General features: G+C 57.4%; 13 protein-coding genes. 6 read left to right on the top strand and 7 right to left on the bottom strand.

Features of this window, described 5'->3' with window-relative positions:
- Positions 1-7: 7 nt before the first annotated feature.
- Positions 8-1,927, bottom strand: a complete 1,920-nt coding sequence (locus ACR0LN_RS18965; protein WP_480431885.1) for a DUF3604 domain-containing protein — start codon at positions 1,925-1,927, stop codon at positions 8-10.
- 114 nt (positions 1,928-2,041) lie between these two features.
- Here ACR0LN_RS18965 and ACR0LN_RS18960 point away from each other — a divergent pair, with 114 nt between their 5' ends.
- Together ACR0LN_RS18960 and ACR0LN_RS18955 are read left to right on the top strand one after the other, a co-directional pair.
- Positions 2,042-2,737: a Crp/Fnr family transcriptional regulator gene (locus tag ACR0LN_RS18960; RefSeq protein ID WP_480431884.1), complete on the top strand. Its 696-nt coding sequence runs from the start codon at positions 2,042-2,044 to the stop codon at positions 2,735-2,737.
- Positions 2,738-2,897: 160 nt separating this feature from the next.
- On the top strand, positions 2,898-3,923 hold the full coding sequence (locus tag ACR0LN_RS18955; protein WP_480431882.1) for a hypothetical protein: 1,026 nt from the start codon (positions 2,898-2,900) through the stop codon (positions 3,921-3,923).
- A gap of 160 nt (positions 3,924-4,083) precedes the next feature.
- Here ACR0LN_RS18955 and ACR0LN_RS18950 read toward each other — a convergent pair whose 3' ends face one another.
- From ACR0LN_RS18950 to ACR0LN_RS18935, 4 genes are all read right to left on the bottom strand, one after another.
- Positions 4,084-4,863, bottom strand: coding sequence for an IclR family transcriptional regulator (locus ACR0LN_RS18950; protein ID WP_480431881.1), 780 nt, complete (start codon positions 4,861-4,863; stop codon positions 4,084-4,086).
- A gap of 11 nt (positions 4,864-4,874) precedes the next feature.
- On the bottom strand, positions 4,875-6,233 hold the full coding sequence (locus tag ACR0LN_RS18945; RefSeq protein WP_480431880.1) for a TRAP transporter large permease: 1,359 nt from the start codon (positions 6,231-6,233) through the stop codon (positions 4,875-4,877).
- Positions 6,233-6,898 (bottom strand): TRAP transporter small permease, encoded by a 666-nt coding sequence (locus ACR0LN_RS18940; protein ID WP_480431878.1) that lies wholly within the window; start codon positions 6,896-6,898, stop codon positions 6,233-6,235. The genes ACR0LN_RS18945 and ACR0LN_RS18940 overlap by 1 nt, the downstream gene beginning before the upstream one ends.
- Positions 6,899-6,964: 66 nt before the next feature.
- The gene (locus tag ACR0LN_RS18935) at positions 6,965-8,203 is read right to left on the bottom strand and encodes a TRAP transporter substrate-binding protein (protein ID WP_480431876.1); all 1,239 of its coding nucleotides are present in this window, start codon (positions 8,201-8,203) and stop codon (positions 6,965-6,967) included.
- Between the two features lie 109 nt (positions 8,204-8,312).
- Between ACR0LN_RS18935 and ACR0LN_RS18930 the strand changes: the two genes are divergently transcribed.
- On the top strand, positions 8,313-9,908 hold the full coding sequence (locus ACR0LN_RS18930; protein ID WP_480431875.1) for a GMC family oxidoreductase: 1,596 nt from the start codon (positions 8,313-8,315) through the stop codon (positions 9,906-9,908).
- Between the two features lie 154 nt (positions 9,909-10,062).
- Here the strand turns inward: ACR0LN_RS18930 and ACR0LN_RS18925 are convergent, their stop codons facing one another.
- Entirely contained in the window at positions 10,063-12,471 is a 2,409-nt protein-coding gene (locus ACR0LN_RS18925; protein WP_480431874.1) for a YbcC family protein, read from the bottom strand.
- Between the two features lie 15 nt (positions 12,472-12,486).
- A complete protein-coding gene (locus ACR0LN_RS18920; RefSeq protein ID WP_480431872.1) occupies positions 12,487-14,037 on the bottom strand; it encodes a proton-conducting transporter transmembrane domain-containing protein in 1,551 nt (516 codons plus the stop codon).
- 104 nt (positions 14,038-14,141) lie between these two features.
- On the opposite strand from ACR0LN_RS18920, the gene ACR0LN_RS18915 reads away from it, so the two are divergent.
- The 3 genes from ACR0LN_RS18915 to ACR0LN_RS18905 all read left to right on the top strand — a co-directional run bounded on the left by ACR0LN_RS18915 (position 14,142) and on the right by ACR0LN_RS18905 (position 16,835).
- Entirely contained in the window at positions 14,142-15,032 is an 891-nt protein-coding gene (locus tag ACR0LN_RS18915; RefSeq protein ID WP_480431870.1) for a LysR family transcriptional regulator, read from the top strand.
- A gap of 254 nt (positions 15,033-15,286) precedes the next feature.
- The gene (locus ACR0LN_RS18910; RefSeq protein ID WP_480431869.1) at positions 15,287-15,616 is read left to right on the top strand and encodes a hypothetical protein; all 330 of its coding nucleotides are present in this window, start codon (positions 15,287-15,289) and stop codon (positions 15,614-15,616) included.
- The gene (locus ACR0LN_RS18905; RefSeq protein WP_480431867.1) at positions 15,609-16,835 is read left to right on the top strand and encodes an HlyD family secretion protein; all 1,227 of its coding nucleotides are present in this window, start codon (positions 15,609-15,611) and stop codon (positions 16,833-16,835) included. Before ACR0LN_RS18910 ends, ACR0LN_RS18905 begins: the two co-directional genes overlap by 8 nt.
- The last annotated feature ends 23 nt before the right edge of the window (positions 16,836-16,858 follow it).

Here is a 16,858-nt window from a genome sequence, read left to right as displayed (position 1 = left end):
TAAATCCTCAAGACGGCGTGTACCAAATGGGCGAGGTGTAGGCGCGTTCCTGGATCGAGACCGGGGCACCCTCGGGCAGTTCCGTGCCAAAGAACTTAGAGTCAAAGGTGGTCCAGCGTGGCGAAGGGATTTCTAGAACGCGAACATAGTAGAATGCTGATTGCGCCGGGTCGAAATCCGGGTCTTCCCAGAAACCCGCCAGAATGGCCTGACCGATATCGTTGCTCCAGGTGGCCGTCGCCTGATCAACCGTGTCGCCCACCGGGCCCTCACACGCCCCGTCAATCAACGCGCGCCCGCCGCAGGCAATATCGACAACCTTTTCCGTTGTGGTGCCGTCGGCATTCATCCAGCCTTTGACGATCTGGATGCGATCCAGATTGGCACCGTCGGGATCGCGCAGTGCCCGCACCATGAAACGCGGCGCACGGCCATCGCTTTCGGCGAGATCAGCGCCCATCGGCGCCCCATTCTCATACCCGTATGCGTCAAAATCCGAGCGCGGCAGATCGGATTCTTCAAAATCATACCCGGCGAAAACACGAACCCGCAGGCGGGTGCCGGTGGTGGCAAAAACCTCACGCCGCATCATTGCGTCGAAGATGGCCTCGCGCGTGTTTTCGCGGGCCCAAACGGCGGCCAGACCCGAAGCCGAGGTCTCCCACGCCTTGATCTGGTTTGCGTCATCACCAAGTCGGCCGGTTATTGCCTCATTAAACCGAATCTCGTGGGCCGAAGGTTCAAGGGCAGTAATCTTGCCAAAGAAATTCTCTTCCCGCGAAGTCGACAGTGACGTGTGGGCGTCCGTTGACCCGATCATTCCAAACTTGAACGGGTTTGTGCCAAGTTCTGCCTGATGCTGAAGACCTAGTCGGTAAGCAGACCGCGCATATTCACGGGGTAGCATTTCGGGCGTTTTTACCTCGGTCCCGAAACTGCCTTTGTCCCAAGTTTCAAAGTCCGCAAACGCGTCGTCCGGGGACAAGGCGGGGTGGGTTTCACCGTCGCCTTTCATCTGGGTCACTTCGTACAGCGGCTCTAGACGTTGCCGACGCTCGGCATATTCGGCTGACAGCGGTTCCCCCGCGAAATTTTTGTCGTCGAACATAAGCCCATTCGACAGGTTTCCGTTATGTGGAATTGCCAGAAGTTGCCCGCCGGTTTCAACCTGATACTCCTCCATCCAGTCCCACAAAGCCTCGGGATCGTTAATGAGCTCATTTGACAACGGAATACGCGTGTTGGCCTGTTCCTTACCATCCCGATAGACAACTACGCGGTGCAGGTTGTTGCCGTTCGGGGCGGAACTCCATTCATACCCAATGAAGGCGGTGAAGCTGCCCGGCACATAAGCCTCTTCGGCGGCATCAATGATCTCTTCCCACGGAACATTAGGTACGTTTTTGTCCGCGGCCAGATGGTTCGTGCCCTCATAGGTGCGACCAAGCCAAAGGTTATATGCAGCTTGTGTGCTTTCGATCGTCTTTTGGCTGACCAGTTCATAAAGTTCGGCGCCCAGAGGATCTTCCAGCAAAGTCGGGTCGGCGCGCGTCAGAAGGGGTGCGATGCCAAGACCGTCTGAATGGTCCGATACCACCAACCAGTCAAGCGGCCTTTGCAATCTGGCGGGGATACCGGTGGACGCAACAACTGTTTCGCCCTTGGCGAACTTGTAGGCATCTGCCGGAGACAGTTTATTGAAAACCAAACCGGCATCCCATGAATAGGACGTGTGAAGGTGTGTGTCCCCAAAAAAGACCTGATTGGGAAAATCCTGATCGGGATACGGAGAATACTCCGCTCGGTCTGGCGCTACGTTCGGAGCATCCTGCGCCATCGCCGAATGTGCTAATATGCTCGGGAAGCTGATTTCCGCGGCACTGAACGCCAAAGCACAGAAGACTGGAAAACGGGAAACAAACACCATCACTTCTCCATAATAATGTTTATTATTAAGGACTTAAGCTATTGTAACGCTTGCGCTATTGGGCCAAACTATCAGAACGACCGGCACAAGACTTTCCCGATTGGGGTAATTGAGATGAAGAAATCCAAAGACCCATCTTTCGACGTTTTCACTTCTGCGTGGCTCAAAGGCGTTTCAGAACAAAGCCTTCTGGAGCTGAAGCAACTGTCAGAGACAGTCAGATTTGAAGACAAAGAGACGATATATGCACTCGGAGGACCGCAGAACGCGCTTTGGGGGGTCATATCAGGGCAGGTTCAGGTTCGGATCGCCTTGATCGAAATGGAGCCCGTTTTAGGACATATCCATCAACCCGGTGCGTGGTTTGGAGAGTCCGAACTGATTCAGGGTGTGGACGGTTTGGTCGAAATGAAGGCCGTGGGTCTAACAACAGTAGCAAAGGTACTGTATTCCCGGTTCCGAAAACTTGCATATCGTCAACCCGATCTGTGGGAAGCCTTTGCTCGCCTCACTTCTATGAACCAGCTTTTGGCGATGTCTGCGGCCAACGATCTTGTTCTTCGCACAAGCCTAAAACGAATAGCGGCTGCGCTGCTAAGGTTGAGCGGACGACGCGGAGTCCTTCAGGGCTCACATCAGACAGAAACCGTGAATGCCAGCCAACACGAGGTCGCGGAGTTGTCCAACATCGCGCTTTCCAAGGCTTCTGTTCACCTTGGGACGATGGCCGATTTAGGCCTCATCCGACTGGAATATGGACGTATCGTGTTGGTTAACCCCAAAGGTTTGCTGGATGTGATAAATGAATAAGCAGGTTTGTCTTCATCGTAGACGCTAGGCGTTTCACACTGGGAGGGTTGCACAAGTGGTTAGTCTTACGGGCACCTACGGTTTTCTGGTCGCACTCCGGAACCGTTTCACACGAACCCTATGGATTGTCTTTTTGTGCGCTGGCGCAATGATAGCAACTGTGTCCACGCCACGCCCCGCAAGCGCTTGCGCGGTGTGTGTGACGCTGCCCGAGGCATCACTTGCAGATCACCTGATTTCCGCCGAAATCATCGTTCTGGCCGGGCCGTCCCCAGAGAATCCGTTCAGGTTTGCGCCGAAGGCATTGATCAAGGGCACAACTCAGGATCTTGAAAGAATACCCGAGATCCCATTTCTTATCGACAGTGCAACTCGTGCAACATTCCGAAACCACCCGAACAAGAGCATCCTTTTCACCTATGGCAGCATCGACAAAGATGCGGCAGGTCGCACCACTTCGCGTAGTTGGAAAAGAATTTTCACCCTTACGCCGGAAAGAGAGCAATTTCTGTCTGATCTCAGAGATGCCGCCGCTTTCTGGACCCCCGGCAGCCGAGATAATACGGATCGCGTCGAGTTTTTTATAAAATTTATTACGTCCGATGACCTTATATTGCGCGACGCTGCATTGATCGAAATGGATCGCGCCTCGCATCCGATCGTGAAATCCCTGCGCCCGAGGGTTCCGACTGACCAACTGATGGAAGAATTTCGCAATATCACCCGCATCAGATTTGTCCCCGTCTCAATCCGCCTCTTGGCCCTACAAACAGACGATCCCGATGCCGTCGCCATAGTTCGGTCGCGTTACCCGAATGCATTGCGCAGCGGTCGGGGATACTTGTACGAATGGGGATTAGCCGGGATCGAGGTGGATGGGCCTGTTGCTGTAAAGTCCGTCGAAAACGCCCTTGGATCAAAGGGCATGAAACTGGGCGACAGGCGCGCGCTCGTTCGCGCTTTGGCTGATGGCGGCACAAGCTCACCAATGCTCCGAGATCAGATCGTTGATATATTTTCCAAATTGTTAGACGACGACGCTGCGCTGGCCTTGATTATTGCGAAGGCGTTGCACGACTGGTCCGAAACGCGACTGGATTACCAACTCAGAGCGCTGATGGAGAATGAGGCAACAGACCCAGTGACTCGGTTCGCCATTCAAATCAGGCTTATGCCAAACGATTGAGAAAAAACTAGATGAGAAACAAAAGGTGCAAACTGAACTGTTCTTAGCGTGTGTTTTTGGGGTTGCTCAAAAAACGTCATTGGTCACGCCATCGGCCATACCGCTTACAACTCCCATCGCACTGAAGCGGCATACGTTCTCACCTCCTTGCCGGACCGTTTCAATCAGCGAGAAGGCCTGAAAGTTTGTCAGCGCCCTGTCGGAGCGTTTCCAGAAAACACATTAGGCTTTTGACGCCATGACGCTGCGTCGGCGCGTGCACGGACAGCGTGCCAACCAAACGGCCTTGCCCGTCCAAAACAGGCACAGCTAGGGCCGTCATACCGGTCATGAATTCCTCATCATCGGTGGAGTACTTGTTTTCGGAAATTCTCAATATTTCTGCCCTAAGCGCTTCGGGATCTGTCAAAGACCGTTCCGTCTGCGGGTGCAAATTCCCAGCTGACAGGAACCCCTCCAGCGTTTTTTGCCGCAGAGTGGACAAATACATCTTGCCACTTGCTGTGCAATGAAATGGCACCTGCGTGCCGACTGGCAGCTGAATCCGTAAGGGCCATTTGGTCTCGACCCTGTCCAGATAGATCATTCCTTCGCGGTCCGGAATGGCAAGGTTGCAGGTCTCGCCCACCTCTTCGGCAACGCTGCGCAGGATCGCCAAACGCGCTGTACGCAGGTGCTCGGCGGACATGGTGTTAACCGCGAGCAACCGCAAACGCCGACCCGGGCCATAAGATCGGCCGTCCAAATCACGTTGCAAGAACCCTTCAGCCTCGGCGGTTTGCAGCAGTCGGTGGACGGTAGGTTTTGCCAGACCCAATGTGTCGATCAGGTCTGACGGTTTGACGGAAACCCCGCGCCTGGCCACCTCTTCGAGGATCAGCAGCAGGCGCAGGTTAGTTGGGATCTGAGTTTCCTTGTCTTGTGTTTCCGTCTCGGCCATCCCGCAACAGTCTAGTTATTTGGCAGGAGGATCAAGGCCAGATTGGGCACCAGCGACACCAAAATCCACACTGAAAGCAGCGCTGCCAGATAGGGCACCGTGTACCGCAGTAGCCGGAAGTACGGCACGCCAGTCACGCCAGACGCCACATACAGGTTCAGCCCGTAAGGCGGCGTGATGAACCCGATAGAAGCACCCACAAGGAAAATCACCGAGAAATGGATCGGATCAATGCCAACCGAGGCGGCAATCGGTGCCAAGATCGGGGCCAGAATGATCGTCACCGGCAGGCTCTCAAGAACCATGCCCGAGAAGAAGACGATCACCATCGAGGTGAACAGCACTGCGTGGTAGCCACCCATAGAAGTTACAAAGTTCCCAATGGTCTCTTGTGCGCCCAATAGTGAAAGGATCTGCTGCATCACCACAGAAATCGCAATCAACGGTGCAAGGATGCCGGTGATCTGGGCGGATCGGATCACGATCGAGGGGATTTCAGGGATCGTGAACCCTTCGACCACGAACATCTCGGCAAAGGTCTTCTCGGTCGGCGGAATGTCATTCCGTGCGCCCATAATTCGGTTGATCGGATAGCTCACCAGACCTGCGATGACACAGAAGCCCACGGTCACTCCGGCGGCTTCAGTCGGTGAGAATTTGCCGGTGTAGATGCCCCACAGCACCAGACCGATAGCAAAGAATCCAAGCCATGCCCCGAACGCGGTTTTCAGCACCCGGTTCAGTTGCAGCGGAATCAGGTGACCCCAGCCATTCATGCGGCAAATGATCCAGCAGGCAAATTGCATGCCAAACACCATCAAGGCACCGGGCAGAATACCAGCGACAAACAGCTCAGAGATCGGCAGGTTCATCAGAAACCCGTAGACGATAAAGATGATCGACGGCGGGATGATGATCCCCACTGTGCCGCCCGCCGCCGCGGTGGCTGCGCTGAACCGCTCGTCATAGCCGCCTTTGACCATTTCAGGGTGCAGCATCGACCCGATGGTAGCGGTCGTGGCCGAGTTCGACCCGGAAATCGCCGCGAACAACCCGCAGGCCCCCAGCGAGGCCATCGCCAACCCGCCGCGTATCCAGCCCAGACAGGCATAGGCGAAATCGCTGAGCCGCCGCGCGATACCTGATTTGTTGATCAGGTCTCCGGTCAGGATGAACAGTGGCATCGCCAGCAGCGCAAAGCCCTTGTTGAACACGTTCAACAGCTCGGCACCCATATTGTCCAGCGTCAGGCCGAGGACAAAGGAACAGCCGATAACCCAATAGCCGATGACAAGCAGCACCGGCACGCCCAGCATGAACAGAAAGGTGACCCCAAGCGAGATCAATGTAACCATGGTTCCGTCTGTCATCAGTCTGCTCCGATCACGGCCTGCTTGATCAGCGGCTCACCTGTTTTCCAGTTGTGCAGATCGTCGGCGAGGTTTTGAAACACCCGCCCAACCATCAGAAAGAACGACAGTGGCGCGGCCAAAAGGAACCACCACTGCATAATATTGTCCGTGCCCAGTACGATCTGAAAGTTGGATGCCGACAATGCCACCAACCGCGTGGTGGTCACTATGACAATCACCGCAAAGATGAACCACAGCACCGCGTCCAGAAACAGGCAGGCCAACTGCCCGCCTCGGGGCATGGAGGTGCGGAATTCACTGAAGCTCAGATGCGTGCGCAGGCGGACATTATATGAAGCCCCAAACCACGCCATGACCATGAACAGCAGCGGCGGGATGGTTGTCGACCATGGTTCTTGGTCGTTGAACACAAAGCGGTCGATCACGCCCCAGAAGATAATCAACGCGATAGCAAGATAGGAATACACCATCACCGACCGCTCAAAATGGCGCTCGACAAAGGGCACTGCCCGATAGATCAGCATGATCACGAACCCGCCAAGGGCCGAGACAATCGCGCCCAACACCCATGCGGCATCGGATTCCAACGCGGATTGAATCTCGAACGAATCCCGGCTCAGAAAAGCGCTGAATATCGCGCCCATATCTGCCCAAAACGACATGTACCCCGTCCTCCCAGTCGGTATTTTGTTGAACCGGCCCGATTTGGGCCGGCTCGAATAGGCTTATCAGGCCTGGCCCATCCACCAGCGGCGCGGCTCGACATTCTCGGGCAGAGTATCCGCCGGAATCTCGCGCGCGATGTCGTAGATCTCCTGATAGGTATCGATGCCTCCGGCCCATTTGTTCAGGCGTTCACGCCACTGCGCCCAAGGCTCGGGGTTGTAGTTCGGGGCGCACATTTCCTCAGCCAGTTTGATCTGATCGTCGGCCAGGAAAGCCGGACGGACGCCGTTTTCCGCAAAGATCGTGTTGGGCAGTTGCGGGTCCGAGAAGCCAACGGTGTTCAAAAGCGCGGCTTCGTTTGCGCCTTGGATCAGAGCCTGCGTGAAATATGAAGACTCCATCACTGCGTCCTGCAATTCACCCCCAAGGCCGTCGAAGACCTTGGCCGACATCGAGGTATGCTCGGTGCCACAGAAGAACTTCAGGTTCACCGACTGCGACACCACCGGTGCCATATTGGCGTAGGCTACAGCCGAGGCCCATGTTTCTGCACCATCAATCAAACCGGTTTTCAGCGCGTCGAGCGTTTCCTCCCACGCTACTGGTACCGGATTCAGGTTCAGCAGTTGCATCGCAATCCGGCCGAGCTGTGTGCCTGTCACACGGTTCTTGGTGCCAAACAGTTCTTCCAGCTTGGTCACAGTCGGCTTGTCGGCAAAGTTTGAACCCATTTGCAGACCGCGCAGTTCACAATGCGTGAACAGGAACTTCAGCCCGTGCCGTTTTTCCAGCGGGTCGCGCAGAATACGCTGACTCGCCGGGCTGTAGAAGAAATGATACTGCGCCGCGCGGCTGGGGAACATATAGGCATAGTCCAGCACGTTCAGATAAGGCGCACCCCCGGCCGAGTTCTGCGTCGAGGCCGCATAGATGTCTACGATCCCCTGCTGGGTCTTCTCAACACAGCTGAGCTGGCCGCAGATTTGGTTGTCGCCGATGAACTCGATCCGAATCTCGCCATCGGTACGCTCTTCCAGATCTCGCGCGAACTCGATCGCTCCGGCCCGTTCGATCAGCAGGTTGCGGGTGTTAAAACCCGACGCTCCGAACTTTAGCGTGTGCTTCGGCTCTTTCGAAAAGCGTTTTTCATAGGTTGATTCGGCAGCCTGGGCGAGATTGGCCAGACTCATTGCACCGCCAAACCCACCAGCCGCCAGCAAAGTCGAGCTCATGCCGTAACGGCCCGCAACACGGAAGAAATCCCGCCTTGAAATACCACTCAGTTTCCGACCAATTTCCATTGCTTACCTCCCTGATCGCAATTATTGAGACGTTTTGTATCAAAAAAGGCTAGTATAGTTCGATCAATTTGCATAGAGTTTTTTTCGAAGACGCTGGGAGGAGACAGTCATGGAGGTGGATTATGCGGTTGTCGGTGCGGGGTCGTCGGGCTGTGTCATCGCCAATCGGCTGAGCGCCAACCCGAACACAACTGTGGCTCTGCTCGAGGCAGGCGGGCGCGACACGAATCCGTGGATTCACATCCCGGTCGGGTATTTCAAAACCATGCATAATCCCTCGGTCGACTGGTGTTACCGCACCGAGCCTGACCCCGGTCTGAACGGGCGCTCCATCGACTGGCCGCGCGGTAAGGTACTCGGCGGTTCATCCTCGCTGAACGGGCTGCTGTATGTACGGGGCCAGAAAGAGGACTATGACCGCTGGCGCCAGATGGGCAATGAAGGCTGGGGGTGGGACGATGTGCTGCCCCTGTTCAAACGTTGCGAGGATCAGGAACGGGGCGAAGATGAATTTCACGGCGTCGGCGGACCGCTGTCCGTATCCAACATGCGCATTCAGCGTCCGATCTGCGACGCCTGGGTCGCTGCAGCACAGGCGGCGGGTTATCCGTTCAACCCCGACTACAACGGAGCCGAGCAGGAAGGCGTTGGCTATTTCCAGCTGACGACACGTAATGGCCGTCGCTGCAGCGCCGCCGTGGCCTACTTAAAACCCATTCGTGATCGGAAGAACCTGAACATCATCACCAATGCGTTGGTCAGTCGCGTCGTTCTAGACGGAAAAAAGGCCACCGGGCTTGTTTACCGAGACCGCTCGGGCGCTGAGAAGACACTGAAAGTGCGGCGGGAAATCATCTTGTCGGGTGGCGCAATAAATTCGCCTCAAATCCTGATGCTGTCAGGGATCGGTGACCCGGATCATCTGAAAGAAAACGGAATCGACCCAGTGCATGCTTTGCCCGGCGTAGGCAAAGGATTGCAGGATCACTTGCAGGCGCGGCTTGTTTTCAAATGCAACGAACCCACGCTGAATGATGAAGTCCGCAGCCTGTTCAATCAGGCCCGCATCGCACTAAAATACGCTCTGTTCCGCGCAGGGCCGATGACGATGGCCGCCAGTCTTGCGACCGGCTTTATGAAGACACGGCCTGACGTCGAAACACCCGACATCCAGTTCCATGTCCAACCCTGGTCCGCCGACAGCCCCGGCGAAGGCGTGCATCCTTTTTCGGCCTTTACCATGTCGGTTTGCCAGTTACGCCCGGAAAGCCGGGGAGAATTACGTTTGGACGGCCCAGATCCTACTAAGCATGTCAAAATCATCCCGAACTATCTTTCAACTGAAACGGATTGCCGGACCATCGTCGACGGGGTGAACATCGCGCGCAACATCGCCAAACAAAACCCGCTGGCCTCCAAGATTTCTGAGGAGTATCGGCCCTCGGCAGACCTGAGCCCTGAAGACTACGAGGGTACGCTGGATTGGGCCAGATCGAACACGGCTTCGATCTACCATCCTACCGGAACCTGCGCGATGGGCACCTCGAACGCATCGGTTGTCGACCCGAAACTGAAAGTCCACGGTATAGCAAACCTGCGGGTGGCTGATTGTTCGATCATGCCGGAGATTGTCAGCGGCAACACAAACGCTCCGGCGATAATGATCGGGGAAAAGGCCAGTGATTTGTTAGCTGCGGATGCTTAACCAGCTGACCTGATAAAATGCAGCAAAACCGAGTAAGCCGCTGACGTGTTCCCCCTACTCCACCGAAAAAAGTTGCGTTCGAACTGAGTTTTTTGGGCACGAGCAGCCCCCGCTCAAACAAAAAAAGGCGACCAGTGTTCGGTCGCCTTCTTTGTTATTCTGCGGCGATTGCCTGCTCGGAATCCGCGCCTGCCTGAATCGGAGACCAATTCAGGTCTCCATCATAGCGCCAGGCCAGCTTGCCCTGATCATCCATCGCAATCAGATGCAACCATCCATTGTCAAACAGCGCGCGCACCTCGGGATGGCGGGACAAGATATCCGACATCGCTTCACGCGGTGCTTCGATGATCACCGACAGGCGCAGCGGTTCGTGTTGCAGACGCTCGCCGTCATGGATCGACTGCCACGGCAGACCTGGACGCGGCGCACCGTTGTTGCCTTCAAGCACTCCGATCCCGCCGACCACGTTGTGCAGCAGCTTGTTGCCACCCCCGAACAGCTGCGGCGCGACGGTCGAGCCGTAATACTGCAGGCTGATCCAGCTGACAACGACGACAGGTGCGGTCATGATCAGCTCCAATACTCCAAACCCGTCATCCTTGCGCCAGTTATAGTTGTGCAAAAAGGCCTGCCCCGCCAAATCCGCCCCGTCGGTACGATGACGCGGGGCCGCGATGAACGCGCGACATCCGGCAAGGCCCCATTCGGGGCGGGTTTCGGCCCAGTCCTGGGCGCGTCGTTGTATGTCAGTGGCTTTGTTGGCGCGAGGCAAGCGAGCGGCACGCTCGGCTCGGGCAAGCTGTCCGGCCGCGTCCAGCCACTTTTTGACCTGTGCCAGCTCCAGTGCCCAGTCGCCGTGCGGTAGGTCCTGTTCATAAAGGCTCACCTTGTCGGTTGTCGTATAATGCATGGCAGGCAGGAAAACGGTGTCTGCCGGAATGTTGATCCCCTGCTCTTGCAACCCCGAGCGCAGTTCAGCATCGTTCAACAACCCAGCCAGTAGCCGCGCATTCACGTCGCCAGCATGGCCACCACAGGCCCCGCAGTGCAGCGCGCTTTCATGCGGGTTGTTGGTCACATCCGCGCCGTGCCCTGCCAGCAAAACGATCCGGGCAAAGTTCTCGGTCAGCGACATCGCCGTCAGAACGGTCTTCGCCATGCCAATGCGGGTGTCCAGATCGAGGCTCGGGTCCAAAAGCGGAGCGGGATCGGTTTTGGATTTGCCGCCAAGTCCCAAGGCATCGCGCATCAGTTTCCCGGCATACAAAGGGCCTGTTGCCTCAACAAAGGCAAAGGACGACACCGCCGCCAACTTGAACCGGCCCCAGGCGCGCTTGGCTCGCGCAGTATAACGGCGGGTCAGATCGGCCTTTTTCGGCTCAGCCGCATGCGAGCACACACCCGGTTTCAGCAACACGGGGCCATGCTGCTCGACCACGTCCGAACCGGCAGCTTTATGCGCGCTGGCGAGACCGAAGAACCCTGCAAAGCCGAGGGTTTCGATACCACTGTCCTGCGCCTCGAAAGCGCGGCGGAACACTTCGGAACGCACATCGATGCAGAACGCGGCCTGCACTTGCGGGCGGCCTTCGGTAGCACGCGTTACGCCCGGCAGCAGCCGTTCGGCCAGCTTGCGCTGTAGTGCCCGCTCGGCCGCCTCTTGCAGCATAGCGTCGATGACAAAATCGGTCGTGGGCGTGACCGGCGCTTCATGTGCGGTAACAACTTCGGCCCATTTCTCTGCGATCTGGTCTTCGTAAAGGTCGTACAGCGCCTCATCAAACACCATGCGCAGAGCCAACAATTCGGTCACGGTATTATCCTGTTTGCCGTTCAGCTCGGCATCCCACAGCAGGTAGCGCGCGTATTGCGCCCATCCGCCCATGCTGCTCAGCCAGCGGTGATAGGCGGTGGCGGCAGCCTCGGTGCTAAGCCCCAGCCGTTCCGAGGACCGACCAATCGCACGCCAATGCGAGCGGTTGGTAGTGGCCACAAAAGCGCCAAACCCTTTTAGCCCGTGTATTTCCGGTGTCAGGTCGCGCGTCGCGTAGTCACGCCACGCGCTGAACGCGCCACCCGTCCGGGCCTGCTGCCACAGCGCCTGACCCTGATCGAAATGACTGGCGGCCCAGATACCGATCCTGTCTTCGATCAAGCTAGGCCAGTCTGTGCCCGATACCTCGGCCGCCAACTCCGCCACAGTAGGCAGGGGTTCCGGCTGGTCCGCCTGCTGGCGCACCGCTGCCATGATGTCATCCAGGCTTGGAACGTTGAACTGACCCTTAATCGCGGACAGCGCGTCCAGAATATCGGCCTCGGTGATCTCACCGGCATCCAGCTGCTGCGCCCAATGCGACCGCTCGGGCGTGATCCGTGTGCCCGCAACCCGCGCCAGACGGGCAGAAGTGACGGCCAGCGGCTCATCCGCCTGCCCTAGGAACGGGTTCACCGCAACATTCGCGGACAATGGGAACAGCGGCGGGATCGCCTTGGCCGCTGTTTTGGCCTCGGTCACCAGTTCAAGCAGAGGGGCGGGGTAGGATTCGAGTTTGGCAAACATCGGTTAGGCTCCTTCTCAGGCTGCGGACCGCTTGGACCAACCGTCCAGCAGCTTGTCGAAAATCGCGTTGGCATAGAGGCCGTTGGACAGGTGCACCCGCAGGCCCGCCGCTGCCGGGTGCGGTGCCCAGAGCGGGAAGGTCGCCTGCGCCACGGCCACCAGACCAAAGCTCAGCAACGCCAACACGATCAGCGCCCATTCCAGCGGACCCGGCGCGGGTGTTGCGGGCAGCGTGCCAGCGGTTAGGTGCTGGGCAATAACTTGCAGCGCGAAGTAGCTGACCGAAGTCACCAACGCATAGACCACTGTGCGCTGCGTCAACTGACGCGGCGCGGCATCGGCAAAGCCTTGTGCCAGCAGGTAGGCCACACCAAAGATCAGGATCACGCCCAAGGCGATGGCCTGCACCGATTTGCCATCAAAGCCCAGAACCGTGCCGACCAGAGCGTAGATCACAATCGCCGTGCCAAATGCGCGCAGAACGTTGCTGGCACTGGGCACCGCGATCGGGCCGGGCCGGTTGATGGCTGCCACGTTGCGTACTGCCTCACCCGAACTCAGGAACGCGTGTGCTTTGTAAAGCGAGTGCGCCACAATATGCAGCAGTGCCAGCGGGAACAGCGCAAGGCCGCACTGCATTACCATGAATGCCATCTGGGCAATCGTGGACCATGCAAGCGAAGTCTTAACCGCGGGCTGCGTCAGCATTACTAAGCCCCCGAACAACGCGGTGAACCCGCCCAGCATCACCAGCAAGGCCATCACTCCGGGTGCGGCCAGCATCACATCGGCAAAGCGGATCAGCAAGAAACCACCGGCGTTGATCACACCCGCATGCAACAGGGCCGAAACCGGTGTTGGGGCCTCCATCACCTCAGTCAGCCAGCCATGCACCGGGAATTGGGCCGAGGCCAGTACGGCCGCCACAGCGATCAACAACGCCGCCGCAACGGTCATCCAATTGGCCTGAACCGTCGTCAGGATCGTGTGGATATCAGTGGTGCCAGACGCAACGATCAGCAAGACTATGGCTGCGGCTAACGCGCCCTCGCTCAGCCGGGCCACAAGCGCCTTTTTACGTGCCGCGCGTTGGGCTGTTGCACGCTCGGGGTAAAACAGCAGCAGTTTATGCAGGGCCAGGCTGGTGGTGGTCCAGGCGACCAGCAACTGGATCAGGTTGCCCGACATCACCAGCAAAAGGACCGAAGCCAGCGCCAATGCCATCCATTTGGTGAACAAGCCCTGCCGCGCTTCGCCATCCATGTAGGTGGCCGAATAGCGTAAAACGATCCAGCCGATAAAGCTGACCAATACCAGCATCACCGCGCTAACAGCATCCAGACGCACCGATAGGCCTACTCCAAACAGTCCGATCAGAGCAGAGGTGCCGGAACCGTTTATCACCAGCATCACTGCCGACACTGCCGCCGCCAGAAAGGCGCCGAACCCTGCAAGTTCAGCCAGTTTTGGTACCCGCCCCGGGCGCAAACCCGGATGACGCCCGGCATAGATCGCAGCGGCGATCAGGATCAACGGGCTGAATAGCGGAAAATAGAGGTAGAACATGGCGGCAATCCCTGCGTCTTAAGTCTGGGAATGTCAGTTAGGACAGATTCAATGCCATTAAAAATTCATTGTTATTGAGATTTCATTCTATTAATTAGAACGATATGCCTCTGAATTATCATCACCTGCGGTATTTCTGGGCCGTTGCCCATGACGGGAACCTGACCCGCACAGCGCAACGGTTGAACCTGTCGCAATCGGCCTTGTCGGTGCAGATCAAACAATTGGAAGAACGGCTGGGACATGACCTGTTCGAACGTCGTGGGCGGCAGTTATATCTGACCGAAGCAGGACGCATTGCGCTGGACCATGCGGATGCGATTTTCTCAACAGGGCAAGAACTTGTCGCCACGCTGACTGAGACCGTTCAATCCCGCAAGGCCCTTCGGGTCGGAGCGCTGGCAACCCTGTCGCGCAACTTTCAGATCGGATTTTTGCGCCCCATTCTGTCGCGCATGGATGTTGAGGTGATCCTGCGATCCGGCAGCCCGACCGAGTTGATGGAGGGGCTGGAGGCACTGAATCTGGATCTCGTCCTGATGAACCGGCACCCTCCGGATGACAGTCTGACGCCGTTTGAAACTCATCAGATCGCCGAACAACCCGTCAGCATCGTTGGCACGCCTGATCGACTGGCCCCGGAACGTCCAATCAAAGAGCTGTTGCAAACGCAGCCATTCATCCTGCCCACCACGGACAACAGTGTACGCACCGCGTTTGACGCAATGGCCAGCCGAATGTCCGAGCGCCCACAGATCGCTGCCGAAGTGGACGACATGGCAATGATGCGTCTTCTCGCGCGCGAGGATATTGGACTGGCCCTTGTGGCCCCCATCGTGGTGACGGACGAACTGACCTCGGGACGATTGGTCGAAGCAAAAGAGCATCCGCGCATCAAAGAAAGCTTTTACGCCGTCACCCTACGCCGCCGTTTTCCAAATCCTCTGGTCCAGGAACTGTTATCACAGGACGCAGATCCCGCCTTACTGGCGTAAGAGACTGGCGGGTCCCGGACGAGGCCCGAAATCCATCCGGCAAGGACTCGGAAATTCCGACGATCCGTGCGTGCAACGCAGGATCGCCAGTACCGGACTGCACACAGCACCCAATAGATAACAACCGCAGTATCAGATTATTCAAATGCGGGACGTTTCGACCGTTGCTTAAACGTTTAAGCGCAACCTTACTCCGGCAAAAACATTGATTTTGCTGAATATGTCCGCGTATCATTGAGAAAACGGGGGCGCAGATGGACAGCTCTATTTCAGATGAAGCCCTGGCCCGGCTGCCCTTCTGGGTCACGCCGCCAGGTGAAACTGACGGTTTCCTAATTGCGGTCGGCGTGCTTCTTGTGCTTGTGCTGCTTGGGTTCGGCGCGCTTTATTTCACCATTCAAGCCATCCCTGACAGGATGGCGGCAGGGGCGCACAAAGTGCAAATGCAACTGGTCGGCGTTTTGGGCCTGATTTCGCTGTTCACCCTGAACAACGCGTTCTGGATTGCCGCGATTCTGATCGCCGCCGTACCTCTCCACGAAATCTTCCCTTTGCACATAAAGGCAGGTCAGGACGATGCTTGAGCTCCTGTTCTCAGCCCTGATCACGATTGTCCCGGACTACCTCTATCGACGATATAAACAAGGCAAACGGTGGGGACATGAGATTACCCTGTTCAACATCTGGTACGAGCTGCGCTGGGGGCTGACCGCTTGCGCAATTCTGGCCGTGACCCTGATCACGGTCATTTTCTATTTCCACCCTTCCACCCGCAACGTCTCGGCCGCCTTTCGCACTGTTACGATCCTGTCAGACCGCGCCGGCCGGGTGGCCGAAGTCTATGTGACCAACAATGAAACCGTGACCGCCGGACAGGCCATCTTCCGGCTGGATACCACCCGACAAGAGGCAGCCGCTGAAACCGCCCGCCGCCGGATTGACGAAATAGACGCCGCCCTCGGCGTGATTGAAACCGACATCACCGGAGCACAGGCGCAGGTCGAGGCTTCCGAGGCCGAATTCCGGCAGGCATCGGATGATCTGACCCGCCGCCAGTCACTGGCTGAACGCAATGATGCAACCGTCAGTGAACAGGAACTTGAACGGTTGCAAACGGCGGTCTCGCGCGCCGATAGTCAGCGCGCTGCGGCAATTGCAGCGCTCGACGGGATCAAGCTGCGCCAGAGCACGTTACTGCCAGCGCAACAGGAAACCGCCAGGGCCGCCCTGCGTGAGGCTGAGGCTGAAATTGAGAAATCCACGGTTTTTGCCGAAGTTGACGGCACTGTGACGCAGTTCCTGCTGAAACCGGGCGACATCGTGAATCCTATCCTGCGGCCTGCCGGTATTCTGGTGCCCGAGGTCACAGGCCAAGGGCGCTTCGTGGCCGCGTTCGGGCAAATCTCGGTGAGTGTGCTGAAACCCGGCATGCTGGTAGAAATCACGTGCCCCGCCAAACCCCTGACGATTATCCCGATGGTCGTTGATGAGGTGCAGGACGCCATCGCAGCCGGGCAATTCCGACCCGGCGACGCGTTGGTGGATCAACAGGACCGCGCCCGTCCCGGCACGGTGACGGCCTTTCTTGCGCCGATCTTTCCGGCGCATCTGGACCACATCCCTCCCGGTAGCGCTTGTGTCGGCGTCGCCTATACCAGCCGTGCGCAGGAACTCGAGGCCGGAGAAATCACAGGATTCTCTGCCTTCATCGCGCGGATCGTCGATGGGATGGGGATTGCAAACGCCATCGTTTTGAGGGCGCAGGCCATCCTGCTGCCAGTCAAGGCACTGGTGTTTAACTGATCCTGTATCGGAACCGGATAAGA

The sequence above is a fragment of the Ruegeria sp. AA6 genome (genome assembly GCF_056542865.1).
The sequence above is the reverse complement of the archived record's forward strand: the minus strand, read 5'-3'. Positions and strand labels throughout refer to the sequence as shown.